Source organism: Azospirillum oleiclasticum (genome assembly GCF_013423485.1).
Classification (GTDB): Bacteria; Pseudomonadota; Alphaproteobacteria; order Azospirillales; family Azospirillaceae; genus Azospirillum; species Azospirillum oleiclasticum.
Window position 1 is genome coordinate 885200 of sequence record NZ_JABFFR010000001.1, and the last position, 13856, is coordinate 899055.

General features: G+C 68.8%; 14 protein-coding genes. 11 read left to right on the forward strand and 3 right to left on the reverse strand.

Features of this window, described 5'->3' with window-relative positions; translation table 11 throughout:
* Positions 1 to 28 precede the first annotated feature (28 nt).
* From HL658_RS04185 to HL658_RS04195, 3 genes are all read right to left on the reverse strand, one after another.
* A complete protein-coding gene (locus HL658_RS04185; RefSeq protein ID WP_180280598.1) occupies positions 29 to 1345 on the reverse strand; it encodes a TRAP transporter large permease in 1317 nt (438 codons plus the stop codon).
* Positions 1342 to 1851, reverse strand: a complete 510-nt coding sequence (locus HL658_RS04190) for a TRAP transporter small permease (protein ID WP_211109646.1) — start codon at positions 1849 to 1851, stop codon at positions 1342 to 1344. Before HL658_RS04190 ends, HL658_RS04185 begins: the two co-directional genes overlap by 4 nt.
* Before the next feature lie 87 nt (positions 1852 to 1938).
* Positions 1939 to 2880 carry a C4-dicarboxylate TRAP transporter substrate-binding protein gene (locus HL658_RS04195; protein ID WP_180280834.1) on the reverse strand — a complete coding sequence of 314 codons (942 nt, stop codon included), beginning with the start codon at positions 2878 to 2880 and terminating at the stop codon, positions 1939 to 1941.
* Positions 2881 to 3202: 322 nt separating this feature from the next.
* On the opposite strand from HL658_RS04195, the gene HL658_RS04200 reads away from it, so the two are divergent.
* From HL658_RS04200 to HL658_RS04250, 11 genes are all read left to right on the forward strand, one after another.
* Positions 3203 to 4000, forward strand: coding sequence for an IclR family transcriptional regulator (locus HL658_RS04200; RefSeq protein ID WP_180280599.1), 798 nt, complete (start codon positions 3203 to 3205; stop codon positions 3998 to 4000).
* A gap of 18 nt (positions 4001 to 4018) precedes the next feature.
* Positions 4019 to 4477, forward strand: a complete 459-nt coding sequence (locus HL658_RS04205) for a MaoC family dehydratase (RefSeq protein WP_180280600.1) — start codon at positions 4019 to 4021, stop codon at positions 4475 to 4477.
* A gap of 117 nt (positions 4478 to 4594) precedes the next feature.
* Positions 4595 to 5149 carry a cytochrome b gene (locus HL658_RS04210; protein WP_180280601.1) on the forward strand — a complete coding sequence of 185 codons (555 nt, stop codon included), beginning with the start codon at positions 4595 to 4597 and terminating at the stop codon, positions 5147 to 5149.
* Between the two features lie 301 nt (positions 5150 to 5450).
* Positions 5451 to 6194 (forward strand): SDR family oxidoreductase, encoded by a 744-nt coding sequence (locus HL658_RS04215; protein WP_180280602.1) that lies wholly within the window; start codon positions 5451 to 5453, stop codon positions 6192 to 6194.
* Positions 6191 to 7264 carry an Ldh family oxidoreductase gene (locus HL658_RS04220; protein WP_180280603.1) on the forward strand — a complete coding sequence of 358 codons (1074 nt, stop codon included), beginning with the start codon at positions 6191 to 6193 and terminating at the stop codon, positions 7262 to 7264. Before HL658_RS04215 ends, HL658_RS04220 begins: the two co-directional genes overlap by 4 nt.
* Before the next feature lie 83 nt (positions 7265 to 7347).
* The gene (locus HL658_RS04225) at positions 7348 to 8355 is read left to right on the forward strand and encodes a C4-dicarboxylate TRAP transporter substrate-binding protein (protein WP_246337261.1); all 1008 of its coding nucleotides are present in this window, start codon (positions 7348 to 7350) and stop codon (positions 8353 to 8355) included.
* 85 nt (positions 8356 to 8440) lie between these two features.
* Positions 8441 to 8929, forward strand: coding sequence for a TRAP transporter small permease (locus HL658_RS04230; protein WP_180280604.1), 489 nt, complete (start codon positions 8441 to 8443; stop codon positions 8927 to 8929).
* A gap of 19 nt (positions 8930 to 8948) precedes the next feature.
* Positions 8949 to 10235 carry a TRAP transporter large permease gene (locus HL658_RS04235; RefSeq protein ID WP_180280605.1) on the forward strand — a complete coding sequence of 429 codons (1287 nt, stop codon included), beginning with the start codon at positions 8949 to 8951 and terminating at the stop codon, positions 10233 to 10235.
* A 105-nt stretch (positions 10236 to 10340) separates the two neighbouring features.
* A complete protein-coding gene (locus HL658_RS04240; protein ID WP_180280606.1) occupies positions 10341 to 11366 on the forward strand; it encodes a GntR family transcriptional regulator in 1026 nt (341 codons plus the stop codon).
* 204 nt (positions 11367 to 11570) lie between these two features.
* Positions 11571 to 12362 (forward strand): YMGG-like glycine zipper-containing protein, encoded by a 792-nt coding sequence (locus HL658_RS04245; protein ID WP_180280607.1) that lies wholly within the window; start codon positions 11571 to 11573, stop codon positions 12360 to 12362.
* 47 nt (positions 12363 to 12409) lie between these two features.
* Positions 12410 to 13856, forward strand: a 1447-nt coding sequence (locus HL658_RS04250; protein ID WP_425485314.1) for a WD40 repeat domain-containing protein, incomplete at its 3' end; no start/stop codon positions are given.

Here is a 13856-nt window from a genome sequence, read left to right on the forward strand (position 1 = left end):
GTTTCCTGGCGTAGGGGTACGGGGCCGGTCAATGGACCGCGGCGGTGCCGTAGATCAGGTTCGGGAGCCACAGCGAGAGCTGCGGGAAGAAGGTCAGGATGCCGAGCAGGACGAACATCATGCCGAGGTAGGGCAGCACCTCGCGGGCGTAGTCGCCCATGCGCACCCGCAGCACCTGCGAGGAGATGTACATCAGCCCGCCGACCGGCGGCGTGATGCCGGCGATGGTCAGGTTGGTCACCATCACGATGCCGAAATGCACCTTGTCGATGTGCGCCTGGTCGATCAGCGGCAGCAGCATCGGCGTCAGGATGATCAGCGCCGAGGAGCCCTCGATGGCGGTGCCGAGGATGACCAGCGTCACGTTGATCAGGATCAGCAGCATGATCGGGTTGCCGGTGGCGGTCTCCAGCCAGCCCGACATGGTCTGCGGCACCTGCTCCCACGCCAGATAGAAGCCGAAGGCGGACGCGGCGCAGATCATGATCATGACCGTGCTGCTGTCCAGCACCGCCTCCGATAGCACGGACGGCAGCTCGCGCCAGGAGAATTCGCGGTAGGCGAACATGGCGACCAGCAGCACGTACAGCACGACGACGGCGCCGGATTCCGTGGTGGTGAAGATGCCGTAGCGGGTGCCGGCGAAGATGACGACCGGGATCGACAGCGCCCACAGCCCGTCGACCAGCGCCTCCAGCACTTCGCGCCCGCTGGCGCGGGTGGTGCGCTGCGGCTTGTAGCCGCGCTTGTGCGCCATGATGCCGGTGGTGATCATCAGCCCCAGCGCCAGCAGCAGCCCCGGCACCACGCCGGCGGCAAACAGCCGGCCGATCGACGCTTCCGCCAGATAGCCGTAGATGATCAGGCCGATCGACGGCGGGATCAGGCTGGTGATGATGGCGGCCGACGAGGTGATCACGGCGGCGAAGGCCCGGCCGTAGCCGCGCTCCACCATCTGCACGCCCAGCGTCTTGGCGAGCATGGCGGCGTCGGCGTTGGCGGACGCGGTCAGCCCGCCCAGCAGCGTGCCCAGCACCGTGCACATCTGTGCCAGCGCGCCGGTCATGTGGCCGACCAGCACCTCGGCCAGGTTCAGCAGGCGCCGGGTGATCCCCGAGGCGTTCATGATGCAGCCGGCCAGCACGAAGAAGGGCAGGGCCAGCAGCGAGATGGACTGGGTGCCCTCGGTCATCTCCTGCGCGAAGGTGGCGAGCGGCACATCCGAGATATTGAGCGCGAAGAAGCTCAGCGCGGCAATCGCCATCGCCCAGGTGATCGGGGTCTGGAGCGCGAAGAGCAGCGCCATCACGATCGACGGCAGCCAGGGAATCAGGGCGGCGCTCATACCCGAACCTCCACGCCCGCGCCGACGCGCCAGGGACGTTCCAGGGCCAGATGCTGGATCAGCATCAGCGCCGACGCGACGGCCAGCGGCGCGTAGATCACGGACCGCGGCAGCACCAGCGCCACGGTGTAGACGTGGTGGGCGACCACGGCCTGCCAGGCGAACAGCACCGTCAGCAGCGCGAAGAATCCGGTGAGCAGCCACCAGTTGAAGACGGCGACGGCGCGCTGCATGGAGCGCGGCAGCATCACCACCAGCACGTCGATGTCGGCGTGGGCGCGGCGCCGCACCCCGGCGGCGGCCCCGAAGAACACCATCCAGGCGAAGCCGATGGTCGCCACCTCGTAGCTCCAGGCGGCCGGCTGCGGGAACAGGTAGCGGGTCACCACGCCCCACGCCACCGAACCGACCACGACGAGCAGGGCCGCCATGGCGATGAACTCATCGACCCGCCCCAGCCGGTCGGCGACCGCGCGCATGAGGGGGACGTCCTGGGGCACATCCATGTGCGGCTCCCATGCTTCGGACGAAAGAGCTTGGAACGTGAAGGGAGCCCCCGCCGACGGCGGCGGGGGCGGCCGGATTGTCGGCCCTTATTTGGCGGCCATCACCGCCTGGACCTGCTCGTAAAGGCCGGGCGTCAGGTTGCGGACGGCGGTGTAGGCGGGCTGGGTCATGGCGCGGAAGGCGGCGATGTCCACATCCTCGACGATCGTGATGCCTTCCTTCCTGAGCTGCTCGGCGAAGGCGTCGTCGGCCGCCGGGGTGGTGCGGGCCAGCTCCTCCGACGCGGCCTTGCCGGCGTCCAGCAGCACCTTCTGCAGGTCGGGCGGCAGCCCGTTGAAGAAGGAGGTGCTGGTCACCCAGGCGGTGAACATGATCTGGTGCCCGGTCTTGGAGACGACCTTGCGCACCTCGTTCAGCTTGGAGCCGACGATGGAGCCGAAGGGCGCCTCCGCCCCGGTGACCACATTGGCCTGGAGCGCGTTGTACACCTCGCCCCAGGTGATCTCGGTCGGGCGGGCGCCCAGCGTGCGGAAGGTCTCCAGCATGATGGGGGAGGCCGGGACGCGCAGCGTCATGTCCTTGAGGTCGCGCGGGTGGCGGATCGGCCGGTCGGCGATCATGTGGCGCACGCCGAACAGACCGTCGGCCATCAGCACCTTGATGCCCTGGGCTTCCAGCTTGGCCGTCATGCCCTTGAACAGGTCGGACGCGAAGAGCTTCTTCGCGTCGTCCATGCCGCCATAGACATAGGGGCCGGCGACGATGCCGAGGTCGGGCACGAACTGGCCGAGCTGACCGTAATCGGTCATGTTGACCATGTTGGCGCCGCCCATGATCATCTCGTTCACCTTCTTCTGGGCGCCGAGCTGTTCGCCGGGGAAGATGGTGACGCGGATGCGGCCATCGGATTTCTCCTTCACATAGGCCGCGAAGTTCTGGATCGCCTTGTAGGACGGTTCCTGCTGGTTGGCGGTCGAGGTGGCGAAACGCAGGTTGTAGGACTGCGCCTGCGCGGTAACGGCGGCCATGCAGAGGCCTGCGGCCAAGGCTAGTCTGGCGATGAACATGATCCCTCCCCCTTCACGGATGCGTCCGGCGGCAAGCGCTTGCGATGGCTCGGGCCGCGGAATGATCGGTGTGCTTTCCCGTCCAATTTGGTTTCGCAGATGAAAACCAGTTTTGGTAGGCGCAATATGCGAACGAAACATTTCGGCTGTCAAGCGGCATCGGGGGCGTGCATCGGGCATGGTACGCCGTGTCGCCGGAATGCCGTCACGGAAACAATTTGGTTTACGATTTCGCAGGCAGCATGATAGTTTTGTAGATGAAAATGAAACGCACGGCCAAAGCATGAGCATCGACACGGAATCACGCGAGGCGGAGGAGGAAGGGCGCCGCTACCACGCGCCTGCGCTGGAGAAGGGCCTCGCCATCCTGGAACTGTTCGCCGATCAGCCGAACGGCCTGACCAAGACGGAGGTGGGGCGCAGCCTGGGCCGCTCGGTCAGCGAGATCTTCCGGGTGCTGGCGACGCTGGAACGCTGCGGCTTCATCAGCCAGACGCCGGGCGGCGACCGCTACGTGCTGACGCTGAAACTGTTCGAGATGGCGAACCGCCACCCGCCCACCAAGCGGCTGGTGGCCGAGGCGCGCCCCCTGTTGCAGGAGGTGGCGACGGCGCTGGAGCAGTCCTGCCATCTGGCGATGCCCAACGACGGCCGCATCGTGGTGGTGGCGCAGAGCGACGCGCCCAGCAGCATGGGCTTCGCGGTCCGCCTCGGCGCCCAGGTGGATCTCCTCAACACCGCGTCGGGCCACATCCTGCTGGCCTTCCAGGCACCCGACGAGCGCGACCGCATGCTGGCCGCGTGGTCGCGCCACAGCGGCACGCCGGAGCCGGCGGACCTGTCGGCCCATCTCGACGCCATCCGCCAGCGCGGTTACGAGGAGATGGCGAGCTACCAGATCCACGGTGTGGTGAACCTCGCCTTCCCCGTGCTCGACGCGCACGGCCACGCGGTGGCGGCGATGACGGTGCCGTTCCTGGCCCGCATCGGCGACCGCATCAGCCCCAGCGACGTCAAGACGGTCCTGCAGGACGCCAGCCGGCGCTTGACCGCCGCCATCGGCGGCAAACCCATCGTCTGAACAGAAGAGACACCGCAGATGGAAAAGCTGGAGTATTTCGAGGATTACGAGGTCGGCGCGCAGCGCACGACCACCGGGCGCACCATCACCGAGACGGACATCGTTTTCCACGCCGGCCACAGCGGCGATTTCTTCCCGCACCATATGGACGCGGAGTTCGCCAAGGGCACGCCCTTCGGTCAGCGGATCGCGCACGGCACCATGACCTTCACCATCGGCATCGGGCTGACAGCGACGCAGATCAACCCGGTCGCCTTCACCTACGGCTACGAGCGGCTGCGCTTCCCCAAGCCGGTCTTCGCCAACGACACCATCCGCACCCGCGTCACCATCAAGAACAAGGCGCTCGAGCCCAAGCGCCCCGGATTCGGCAAGGTCGTGGAGGCCTGCGAGGTGATCAACCAGCGCGGCGAAACGGTGATGTACTGCGAGCATGTGCTTCTGGTGCAGTGCCGCACGGCGGAAGCGGTGGCCTAGCCATTCCGCCGGCACAGCCCTGCTGCGCCGCACGCCACGCTCCCGTTCAGGTCCGGTTCAGCCACATATCCCTACGGTGTGTGCGTGAATTGCCCTGGACCGAACGGGAGAAGAACCATGTCCCAACCGTCACCCGACCGTTACGACCTGCCCATGCAGGTGATGCACTGGGCCATCGCTCTGCTGGTGGTCGCCGCCTTCGCCATCGTCCAGATCGTGGAGGACATGCCGCGCGGGCCGGAGCGCATCGCCATGATGGGGTTGCACAAGTCCATCGGCGTTTCCGTGCTGGCGCTCGTCGTCGCGCGGCTCGCGTGGCGCTCCGTCCGGCCGCAGCCGGGCCTGCCCGCGGGCATGTCGCCGTTGCTGGGGCTGGCCGCCAGAGCCGGGCATGGTGGGCTCTACCTGCTGATGATCCTGGTGCCGCTGGTCGGCATCGTGATGAGCCAGCTCAACGACCGGCCGGTGTCGGTATTCGGCCTGTTCACGTTGCCCACCCTGTTCGCCCCCGACAAGGAGCTGGGGGAGGTTCTGGAAGGCCTGCACGAGGTGGCCGGCAACCTGATCCTGATCCTGTCCGGCCTGCACGCTGTGGCGGCGCTGTACCACCAGTACATCCTGAAGGACCATGTTCTGGAGCGCATGCTGCCGTGGCGGGCCAAGGCGTCCTGACGCCTCTGGGATCGGGAGGAGTTGCGACCATTCCAGGCGGCGGGCGTTGACCTCGCGATACCAGACGAGGACACGTCCCGCCGCCCCCCTCCACGCGACCGCAGCCCCGACAGCACGCTGGCCGGTCCGTGCGACGCCTTTCCGATACTTTTTTCCTACGCGGATCGGACGAGCCCCGCGCAGCAGCGCGTGGCTCTTTTCCCGTTGCTCCCCCGCGTCGATATGTCTACTGTATTCAACAGACAATAACGAGGGTCGGCCGGCGCATCCGACGGCCGGCGCAGGCAGGGAGTGGAGCGCGATGGCGGGGCGGCTCGCGGGGCGGCGTGCGTTCGTGACCGGGGCGGGGCAGGGGATCGGACGCGCCATCGCGCTGGCCTTCGCCGCCGAAGGGGCCACGGTGGTGGCCGTCAGCCGGACGCTGTCCAAGATGCACGACCTGCCAGCGCGGTTCCCGGCCATCACCCCGATGGGGCTGGACGTCACCGACGGCGTGGCGGTGGCGCACATCCTCGAAGAGGCCGGTGACGTGGACATCCTCGTCAACGGCGCCGGCTGGGTCCACGACGGCACGATCCTCGACTGCACGCTGGAGGACTGGTCGCGCAGCTTCGACCAGAACGTCACCTCCATGTTCCACACCATCCGCGCCGTGCTGCCGGGAATGCTGGCGCGCGGCAAGGGCTCCATCGTCAACGTGGCGTCGGTGGCCTCCAGCCTGACCGGCGTGCCGAACCGGGCGGCCTACGGCACCAGCAAGGCGGCGGTGATCGGGCTGACCAAGGCGGTGGCGCGCGACGTCATCGGCCAGGGCGTGCGCTGCAACGCCCTGTGCCCCGGCACCACCCTGTCGCCCTCGCTGGAGGACCGCATGCAGGCCAGCGGCGACGCCGAGGAGGCGCGGCGTCGCTTCGTGGCGCGACAGCCCATGGGCCGGCTGGGTACGGTGGAGGAGATGGCGGCGGCCGCCGTTTATCTGGCAAGCGACGAGTCGGGATTCATGACCGGGAGTGTTCTGGTGATCGACGGGGGACAGACCCTATGAGCGGGACGGGCGAGCAGGCGGCACCCGTCCTGCGGATCGAGGCTGCGCGGCTGGAAGGCTTCGTGCACGCGGTGCTGACGGCCATCGGCTGCGACCGGGCGACGGCGGACGCCGCCACGCGCGCGATGATGCACGCTTCCCGCCACGGTGTGGACAGCCACGGCGTGCGGCTGCTGCCGCACTACGTGTCGGTTTTCAACGGTGGCCGGGTGAACAAGCGCCCGGACCTGCGGGTCGTGGCGGAGATGGGGGCGGTGGCGACGCTGGACGCCGACCACGCGCACGGCGCGCTCGCCGCCTACACCGGCATGGACAAGGCGGTGGAGCTGGCGGACCGCGCCGGCATCGGCGCCGTCGCCATCCGCAACAGCAGCCACTTCGGGCCGGCGGGCGCCTTTGCCATGGCGGCGGCGGAGCGCGGCTTCATCGGCTTCGCCACCTGCAATTCCGACAGCTTCGTGCGGCTGCACGAGGGGGCGGAGCGCTTCCACGGCACCAACCCCCTGTCCCTGGCCGTCCCGGTGGAGGGGCAGAGGCCCTGGCTGCTGGACATGGCGACCAGCGCCATCCCCTACAACCGCGTCCAGCTCTACAAGAGCCTGGGCCGCGCGCTGCCGGAGGGCACCGCGTCCGACATCGACGGTGTCGACACCACCGACGCCCGTCGGGTGGAGATGCTGGCCCCGCTGGGCGGGGAATTCGGCTTCAAGGGCGCCGGGCTGGCGGGGGTGGCGGAGATCCTGAGCGCGGTGCTGACCGGCATGAAGCTCAGCTTCGACATCCTGCCGATGGGCGGGCCGGACCTGTCCACCCCGCGCGGGATGGGGGCCTTCGTGCTCGCCATCAAGCCGTCGGCCTTCCTGCCGGTGGAGGTCTTCCAGCAGGGGATGGAACGCTACCGCGATACCCTGCGCGCCTCGCGCACGACGGAGGGGGGCGTGGTGATGGCGCCCGGAGACCGCGAGTGGGCGGAGGCCGAGCGCCGCGCCGTCGACGGCATCCCGGTCGATCCGACGAGTGCGGAGGCCTTTGCCGGATTCGCCGCCGCCCATGGGGTGGAGTGGCCCTGATCCGGCGGCCGCCGGGGCTCAACCAGAACATGACGGGGGCCGCGCATCGGGCGCCGGTCCCCTGTGCCAAGGGGAGGACAATCATGAAGAAGGCGGTTTCACGCATGGGATCGTTCGGGCGCCGGCTGACGTCCGTGTGCGCGGCGGCTGGCCTGCTGGCGGTTGCCGGCGGCGCGCAGGCGGAGACCTTCACGCTGCGCTTCAACCACGTGCTGTCGCCCAGCGAGCCCTTCCACGAGGGCTTCCAGACCTGGGCCAAGCGGGTGGAGGAGCGCACCAACGGCGGCCTGAAGATGCGCGTCTTCCACAGCGCCCAGCTCGGCGTCGAGGAGGACATCATCGAGCAGATGCGCCAGGGGGCCAATGTCGGCCAGAACACCGACGCCGCCCGGCTCGGCAGCTACGTCCCCGGCATCGCCGTCATCAACGGTCCCTATTTCGTGGAGACGCTGGACGAGGTGAAGAGGCTCTCCTCCTCGCCAACCGTCAAGAAGTGGATGGACGAGTTGGCGGCCAGCCGCGGCCTGCGCGTGGTGTGCTTCGACTGGGTGCAGGGCTACCGCAACTTCTTCACCAACAAGCCGGTAACGACGCCGGCGGATCTGGCGAGCCAGCGCATCCGCACGCCGCCGGCCCCGATCTGGCAGGAATCCATCCGCGCGCTGGGAGCGGCCCCGGTCGCCATGGCCTTCGGCGACATGTACCCGGCCTTGCAGCAGAAGGCCATCGACGGTGTGGAGCTTGTCTACAACAACATCCCCGGTGGCCGTTTCTACGAAGTGCTGAAATACGCCAACGAGACCAAGCACATCATGCTGATCAACTTCGAGGTGGTCAGCGCCCAGTTCTTCGACAAGCTGCCCAAGGATTACCAGACGGCGCTGGTCGAGGAGTGCCAGAAGGCGGGGCAGGAGACCTCGGCCAGGATCCTGGCGTCGGAGGAGAAGGTCAGGGCGCAGCTCAAGGAGCGCGGCATGACCATCACCGAGAACATCGACCTCGCCGCCTTCCGCAAGGCCGGTGAGAAGGCCTACCAGGCATTGAACCTCACCGAGGCGCGCGCCGCCGTCTACAAGGACATCGGCAAGTAAGCCACGCGGTGCTCGCGGGTCGGGTCAGGCGGCAGCGCCGGCCCGACCGGCGGCCAAACGCCGACAGCCCCGCGGGAATTCGACGATGACACGAGTCTACGACCTGATCTGCAAGGCCGAGGCGGCCATCGCGGGGTCCTTCCTGATCGTGATGGTGGCTCTGATCTTCCTGGGCGGGGTGGCGCGCATGATGCACGTCCCGCTGAACTGGACGACCGACGTCGCCACCTGCCTGTTCGCCTGGGCCTGCTTCTTCTGTGCCGACGTGGCGTGGCGGCGCGACGCGCTGATGTCGATCGAGCTGGTCACCGAGCGGCTGACGCCTGCGCGGCAGCGGCTGCTTGTGCTGGTCAACCTCGTCATCATCGCGCTGTTCCTGCTGTTCGTCATCGGCTCGGGCTTCTGGCTGAGCTGGGTCAGCCGTGCGCGCTCGTTCCAGGGCATACCCGGCGTCAGCTATTCGCTGGTGACGATGAGCCTGCCGGTCGGCGGCCTTCTCCTGCTCACCACCACCTGTCTGAAAATCCGCGACGAGATCCGGGGGCGCGCGACGCACCGGGCCCACGCGCTGTGAGGCGAGAGGATGCACCGCCATGCTGATCGTGTCCGTCGCCTTCTTCCTACTCATCCTCATCGGAATGCCGGTTGCCTTCGCCATCGGCATCTCGGGTGCGCTGTTCTTCGTGCAGAACCCGGATCTGCCCTTCACCATCCCGGTGCAGGTGACGATCTCGATGACGCAGAACTTCGCCCTGCTGGCGGTCCCGCTGTTCATCCTGGCCGGCAACTTCATGAACAAGTCCGGCATCACCGAACAGCTCCTCAACCTCGCCTCCGTGATGACCGGGCGGTGGAAGGGCGGGCTGGCGCAGGTGTCGATCGCGCTGTCGGCGTTGATGGGCGGGGTGTCGGGGTCCGCCATCGCGGACGCGGCGATGCAGGCGCGCATGCTGGGGGCCGGCATGCTCCAGCGCGGCATGTCCAAGGGTTTCGCGGCCGGCGTCCTGTCCTTCGGGTCGCTGCTCACGCCGGTGATCCCCCCGGGATTGGGCATGATCCTCTACGGCACCATCGGGCAGGTCTCCATCGGCCGGCTGTTCGCCGCGGGCTTCGCGCCGGCGCTGCTGCTGTGGGCGGCGCTTGGGATGACGGTGTGGATCGTCGCGCGGCGGCGCGGCTACCCGGCGGAGCGGACGGCGCGCATGCCGGTGCGCGAGGTGGGGAGCGCGCTGCGCGGCGGGCTGTGGGCGCTGCTGTTCCCGGTGTTCCTGCTGGTGGGCCTGCGCATGGGGGTGTTCACCCCGTCGGAGATCGGCGCCTTCGCGGTGGTCTACGCCATGTTCATCGGCGTCTTCGTGTACCGCAAGCTGCGCCGCGCCAGCTTCCTGGAGGCGCTGGAGGGCAGCCTGGCGGATGTCGGATCGGTGATGTTCCTGATCGCGCTCTCGGCCATATTCACCTACGGCATCGTGCTGGAGAGCGTGCCCGATCTGGTGGCCGAGTGGATCATGGCGGTCACCGGCGGGCTGAACGGGGCGATGCTGCTGATCGTGCTGGCGCTGCTGATCGCCGGGTTCTTCATCGACAGCACCGTGCTGATCATCATGCTGACTCCCATCTTCCTGCCCCTGGTGAAGGATCTGGGCGGCGATCCGGTGCATTTCGGCATGGTGTTCATCATCGCCGCCACCATCGGCAACTTCACCCCGCCGGTGGGTGCCGCCATGTACGCGGTCTGCTCGATCCTGCGCTGCCCGGTCGGTGTGTACACGCGGGAATCGGTGCCCTTCTTCCTGGCAGTGGCGCTGGTCACTCTGGCGCTGGTCTTCTTCCCGGGTTTGGTGCTGTTCATCCCCGACCTGATCTTCGGGGCGTCGTGACGGGCAACTTCCCGGTGCATGGCGGAGCGAACTGCGTTAGGCTTGCCCCCGACGTCGGTTCGCTCCGGGACCGGGGAGGACACAGCCAACCATGCAGCGCGCGCCATGACCACCGCCGGGACCACCGCCGGTCGCGCACCACGGCTGAACGAGCAGGTCGCCAACGAACTCGAGCGACGGATCGCCGCAGGGCTGCTCGGGCCGGGAACCGCCCTGTCGGAGATCAGCCTGGCCGACGAGTTCGGCATCAGCCGCGCGCCGGTGCGCGGTGCGCTGCACCGTCTCGAGCAATCGGGACTGGTGACCCGCACCGGCAACCGCCGCAGCTACGTCGTCGCCACCCGCCCGGCCGGGGCGGCGCCGCTCCGGCTGGCCGACGCGCCGGCGGCCGGTCCCGCCAGGGTCAGCGCCATGGCGAGCTGGGAGGGCATCTACCGCGACGTGTCGCGCAAGGCGGTGGCGCGCGCCGCCTTCGGAAGCTGGCGCATCACCGAGACGGAGCTGGCCGCCCATTACGGCGTCAGCCGCACCGTCGCCCGGGAGGTGCTGGGACGTCTGGACCACATCGGCATCATCCGCAAGGACAGCCGGTCCCGCTGGTACCTGCCGGCCCTGACGCCGCAGCGGGTGGGGGAGCTGTACGAGATGCGCCGGGTGCTGGAGCCGATGGCCCTGCGCAAGGCCGCGGCCGCCGTCCCGCGTTCCCTGCTCACCAGCATGCGGGCCGAACTGGAGGACGCCCGTGAGCGGCCGGAGCTGGTGCCCGCCGAGGCGTTCGATCGGATGGAGCGGCAACTGCATGTGGAGTTGCTGTCCTTCGCCGACCATGCCACCCTGCTGGAGACCCTGCAGCACTACCACGCGCTTCTGGTCGCCAACGCCTTCCTTTACGAATCGACCAGCGGCCCGGCGGGCGCCGACCCGTTCATCGAGGAGCATCTTGCCGTCGTGTGCGCGCTGGATGCCGGCCTTGTCGCGCAAGCGGCGGAGGCTCTCGAGCAGCATCTCGAAGTTGCGTCCGGACGGGTGCTTCGCCGGATCGGCAGCATCGTCGGCACGGCCAGCCTGGAGCCGTTGAGCTACCTGACGCCCATGGGTGCGGAACAGGCGGAACTGGCGCCGATGGGATAGCCGGAACGGCCGGAACGTCCTATCCGGGCAGCCCGTCGCCGGTTCCATCGCCGTCCGTGACATCGTCGCCGGTCGCTTGCCTTGTGACGCGAAACCCGTATTGTCACCCTAAGTGGTACCGCCTGGACCTTGGCGGTGGGCACGAACTTGCGGGGGCGCCGGCGGGCAGAAGACCCGGACCGGCGGTGGCATGCGGAGGATTACATGTTCGCTCGGGTCGGAAAGCTATCGGTGGTCGTGCTCACGGTCGGATCCCTGGCGCTGCCGGGTTGCGTGACCACGCGGGAGGATCGCATCGGGGCGAATGACGGCTCCGACCGTTGCTACGCCTACCGCGTGGCGCTGGACAGCACCGGCAACTACTACGCCGAGGACATGCTGAAGGGTGCGGCGGTGGGTGCGGTCGGCGGCGCCCTGGTCGGCGGGCTTGCCGGCGGCGATCTGCGCGGCGCGTTGATCGGTGCTGCGGTCGGAGCCGCGGTCGGGGCGGCGGGCGGCTACTGGAACGCCAAGATGCAGCAGGGCCGTGATCAGGCCATCGTCGGCACGCTGGCCGACCTGCAGACCGAGAACGACAACCTGAAGAAGACGCAGGCGGCTCTCGACCAGCTGATCAACTGCCGCCGGGCCGAGATCAACACGGTCAAGGCCGACTACAAGGCCAAGCGGATCGCGCGTGAGGAGGCGGAGGCGCGCATGGCGGTGATCCGGACCCAGGTGAAGAAGGATTACGAGATCGCCTCCGCCATCAACCAGAACGTCACCAAGCGCAACGAGGAATACCTGTTCGCCGCCGATCAGGTGAAGCCGGGTTCCTCCCAGCGCATCAAGACGGCCGCCGCGGCGACCAAGAAGCCGACGGCGCCCAAGCCGACGAAGAACACCGAGACGGCGATGCTGGACCAGACCATGTCCAACACCGTCCAGAAGGAACTGATCAACACCCAGACCCAGACGGTCGCCGGGCTGGAGGGTGAGGCCGTCATCTCCGGCTGACCCGCGCCCACGTCCCTGTCCTGTCCCGTTGCTGGCGGAACGTTCCGATGCTCCAGGCCGTGCTGACCTTCCTCGTCGTCGTCGCCGTGACCCTCGGGGGCGCTCCGCCGGCCGCGGCGCAGGCGCAGGGAGGACCGGGGCAGGAGGCGCCCGCCGCGCCCTTCCTGCGGATCGAGACGGGGCAGCACACGGCCCGCATCAACCGCATCGCCACCGACGCCAGCGGCCGTCTCGTCGCCACGGTGTCGCACGACAAGACGGTGCGGCTGTGGTCGCGCGACAGCGGGGAGCCGGTGGGGGTGCTGCGCATCCCCATCGACCGGGGGGAGGAGGGGCGGCTCTACGCCGTGGCCCTGTCGCCCGACGGCGCCATGGCGGTGGCGGCCGGCTACACGGCGGCATCCTGGGAAGGCACCGTCGCGCTCTACGTCTTCGACGTGCGCCGGCAGCGGATGGTCGGCCGGCTGCCGGGCCAGCCGAACGTCGTCTACGACCTCGCCTTCTCGCCGGACGGGAAACATGTGGCCGCGGTGTTCGGCGGCACGGCGGGTCTGCGCGTCTATGACGGGCGGAAGTTCAGCCTGGTGGCAGAGGACCAGGCCTACGGCGCGCGCGCCACGGGGCTGGCGTTCGACCCGCAGGGGCGGCTCGCCACGGTGTCGGACGACGGGCAGGTCCGACTCTACGATGAGCGGTTTCAGCTCGTCCGCAAGGCGGCGATGGCACCGAAGGGGCGCCTGCCGTCCTCGGTGGCCTTTTCCGCCGACGGCAGCCGGCTGGCGGTCGGCTACACCGAGGCGCTCCAGGTGGACGTGCTGACCGCCTCCGACCTGAAGAAGCTGTATGGCGTGAAGACGAACGGCCTCGCCAAGGGCGGCCTCAGCGCCGTCGCGTGGCTGGGCCGTGGCCCGACGGAGGCGCTGGCGGCCGGTGGCACGGCCAGCGCCGACGGCAAGCAGCCGCTGCTGCGGCTGTGGGCGGACGGCGGGCGCGGTGCCTTCCGCGACGTGCCGGTCAGCCGCAACCTGATCACCCATCTGCGCGCCGACGGGGACGGCGGACTGCTGTTCGCTGCGGCCGATCCGGTGTGGGGGCGACTCGACGCGAGCGGACAGCCGGTGTTGAACCGCCGTTCGATGGTCGCCGACTTCCGCGACATCTACCGCGGCCGGTTCGGCGTGTCGGCGGACGGGCTGACGGTGGAGTTCGGGATGGAACCGAACGGCCTCCGCCCCTTCCGCTTCGACGTGATGCAGCGTGAACTGACGGCGGAACCACCGGCCGACAGCGGCATCCTCGGCCCGCGGGAGGCGGTCGGGCCGTTCAAGGTGACGGACTGGCGGAACAGCACGACGCCCAAGGTGAACGGCAAGCCGGTGCGGCTGGAAGACGCCGAGCGCGCGCTCAGCGCCGACGTGTCGCCCGACGGCAAGCGCGCGCTGATCGGCAGCGACTTCGCCTTGCGGCTGGTGGACGAGCAGGGCCGCGTCCTGG

Coding starts and splice junctions, on each gene's coding strand:
- HL658_RS04245 (WP_180280607.1), top strand. CDS start 11,571: ATGTTCGCTCGGGTCGGAAAGCTATCGGTGGTCGTGCTCACGGTCGGA.
- HL658_RS04190 (WP_211109646.1), bottom strand. CDS start 1,851: ATGGATGTGCCCCAGGACGTCCCCCTCATGCGCGCGGTCGCCGACCGG.
- HL658_RS04200 (WP_180280599.1), top strand. CDS start 3,203: ATGAGCATCGACACGGAATCACGCGAGGCGGAGGAGGAAGGGCGCCGC.
- HL658_RS04225 (WP_246337261.1), top strand. CDS start 7,348: ATGAAGAAGGCGGTTTCACGCATGGGATCGTTCGGGCGCCGGCTGACG.
- HL658_RS04210 (WP_180280601.1), top strand. CDS start 4,595: ATGTCCCAACCGTCACCCGACCGTTACGACCTGCCCATGCAGGTGATG.
- HL658_RS04240 (WP_180280606.1), top strand. CDS start 10,341: ATGACCACCGCCGGGACCACCGCCGGTCGCGCACCACGGCTGAACGAG.
- HL658_RS04235 (WP_180280605.1), top strand. CDS start 8,949: ATGCTGATCGTGTCCGTCGCCTTCTTCCTACTCATCCTCATCGGAATG.
- HL658_RS04195 (WP_180280834.1), bottom strand. CDS start 2,880: ATGGCCGCCGTTACCGCGCAGGCGCAGTCCTACAACCTGCGTTTCGCC.
- HL658_RS04230 (WP_180280604.1), top strand. CDS start 8,441: ATGACACGAGTCTACGACCTGATCTGCAAGGCCGAGGCGGCCATCGCG.
- HL658_RS04205 (WP_180280600.1), top strand. CDS start 4,019: ATGGAAAAGCTGGAGTATTTCGAGGATTACGAGGTCGGCGCGCAGCGC.
- HL658_RS04215 (WP_180280602.1), top strand. CDS start 5,451: ATGGCGGGGCGGCTCGCGGGGCGGCGTGCGTTCGTGACCGGGGCGGGG.
- HL658_RS04185 (WP_180280598.1), bottom strand. CDS start 1,345: ATGAGCGCCGCCCTGATTCCCTGGCTGCCGTCGATCGTGATGGCGCTG.
- HL658_RS04220 (WP_180280603.1), top strand. CDS start 6,191: ATGAGCGGGACGGGCGAGCAGGCGGCACCCGTCCTGCGGATCGAGGCT.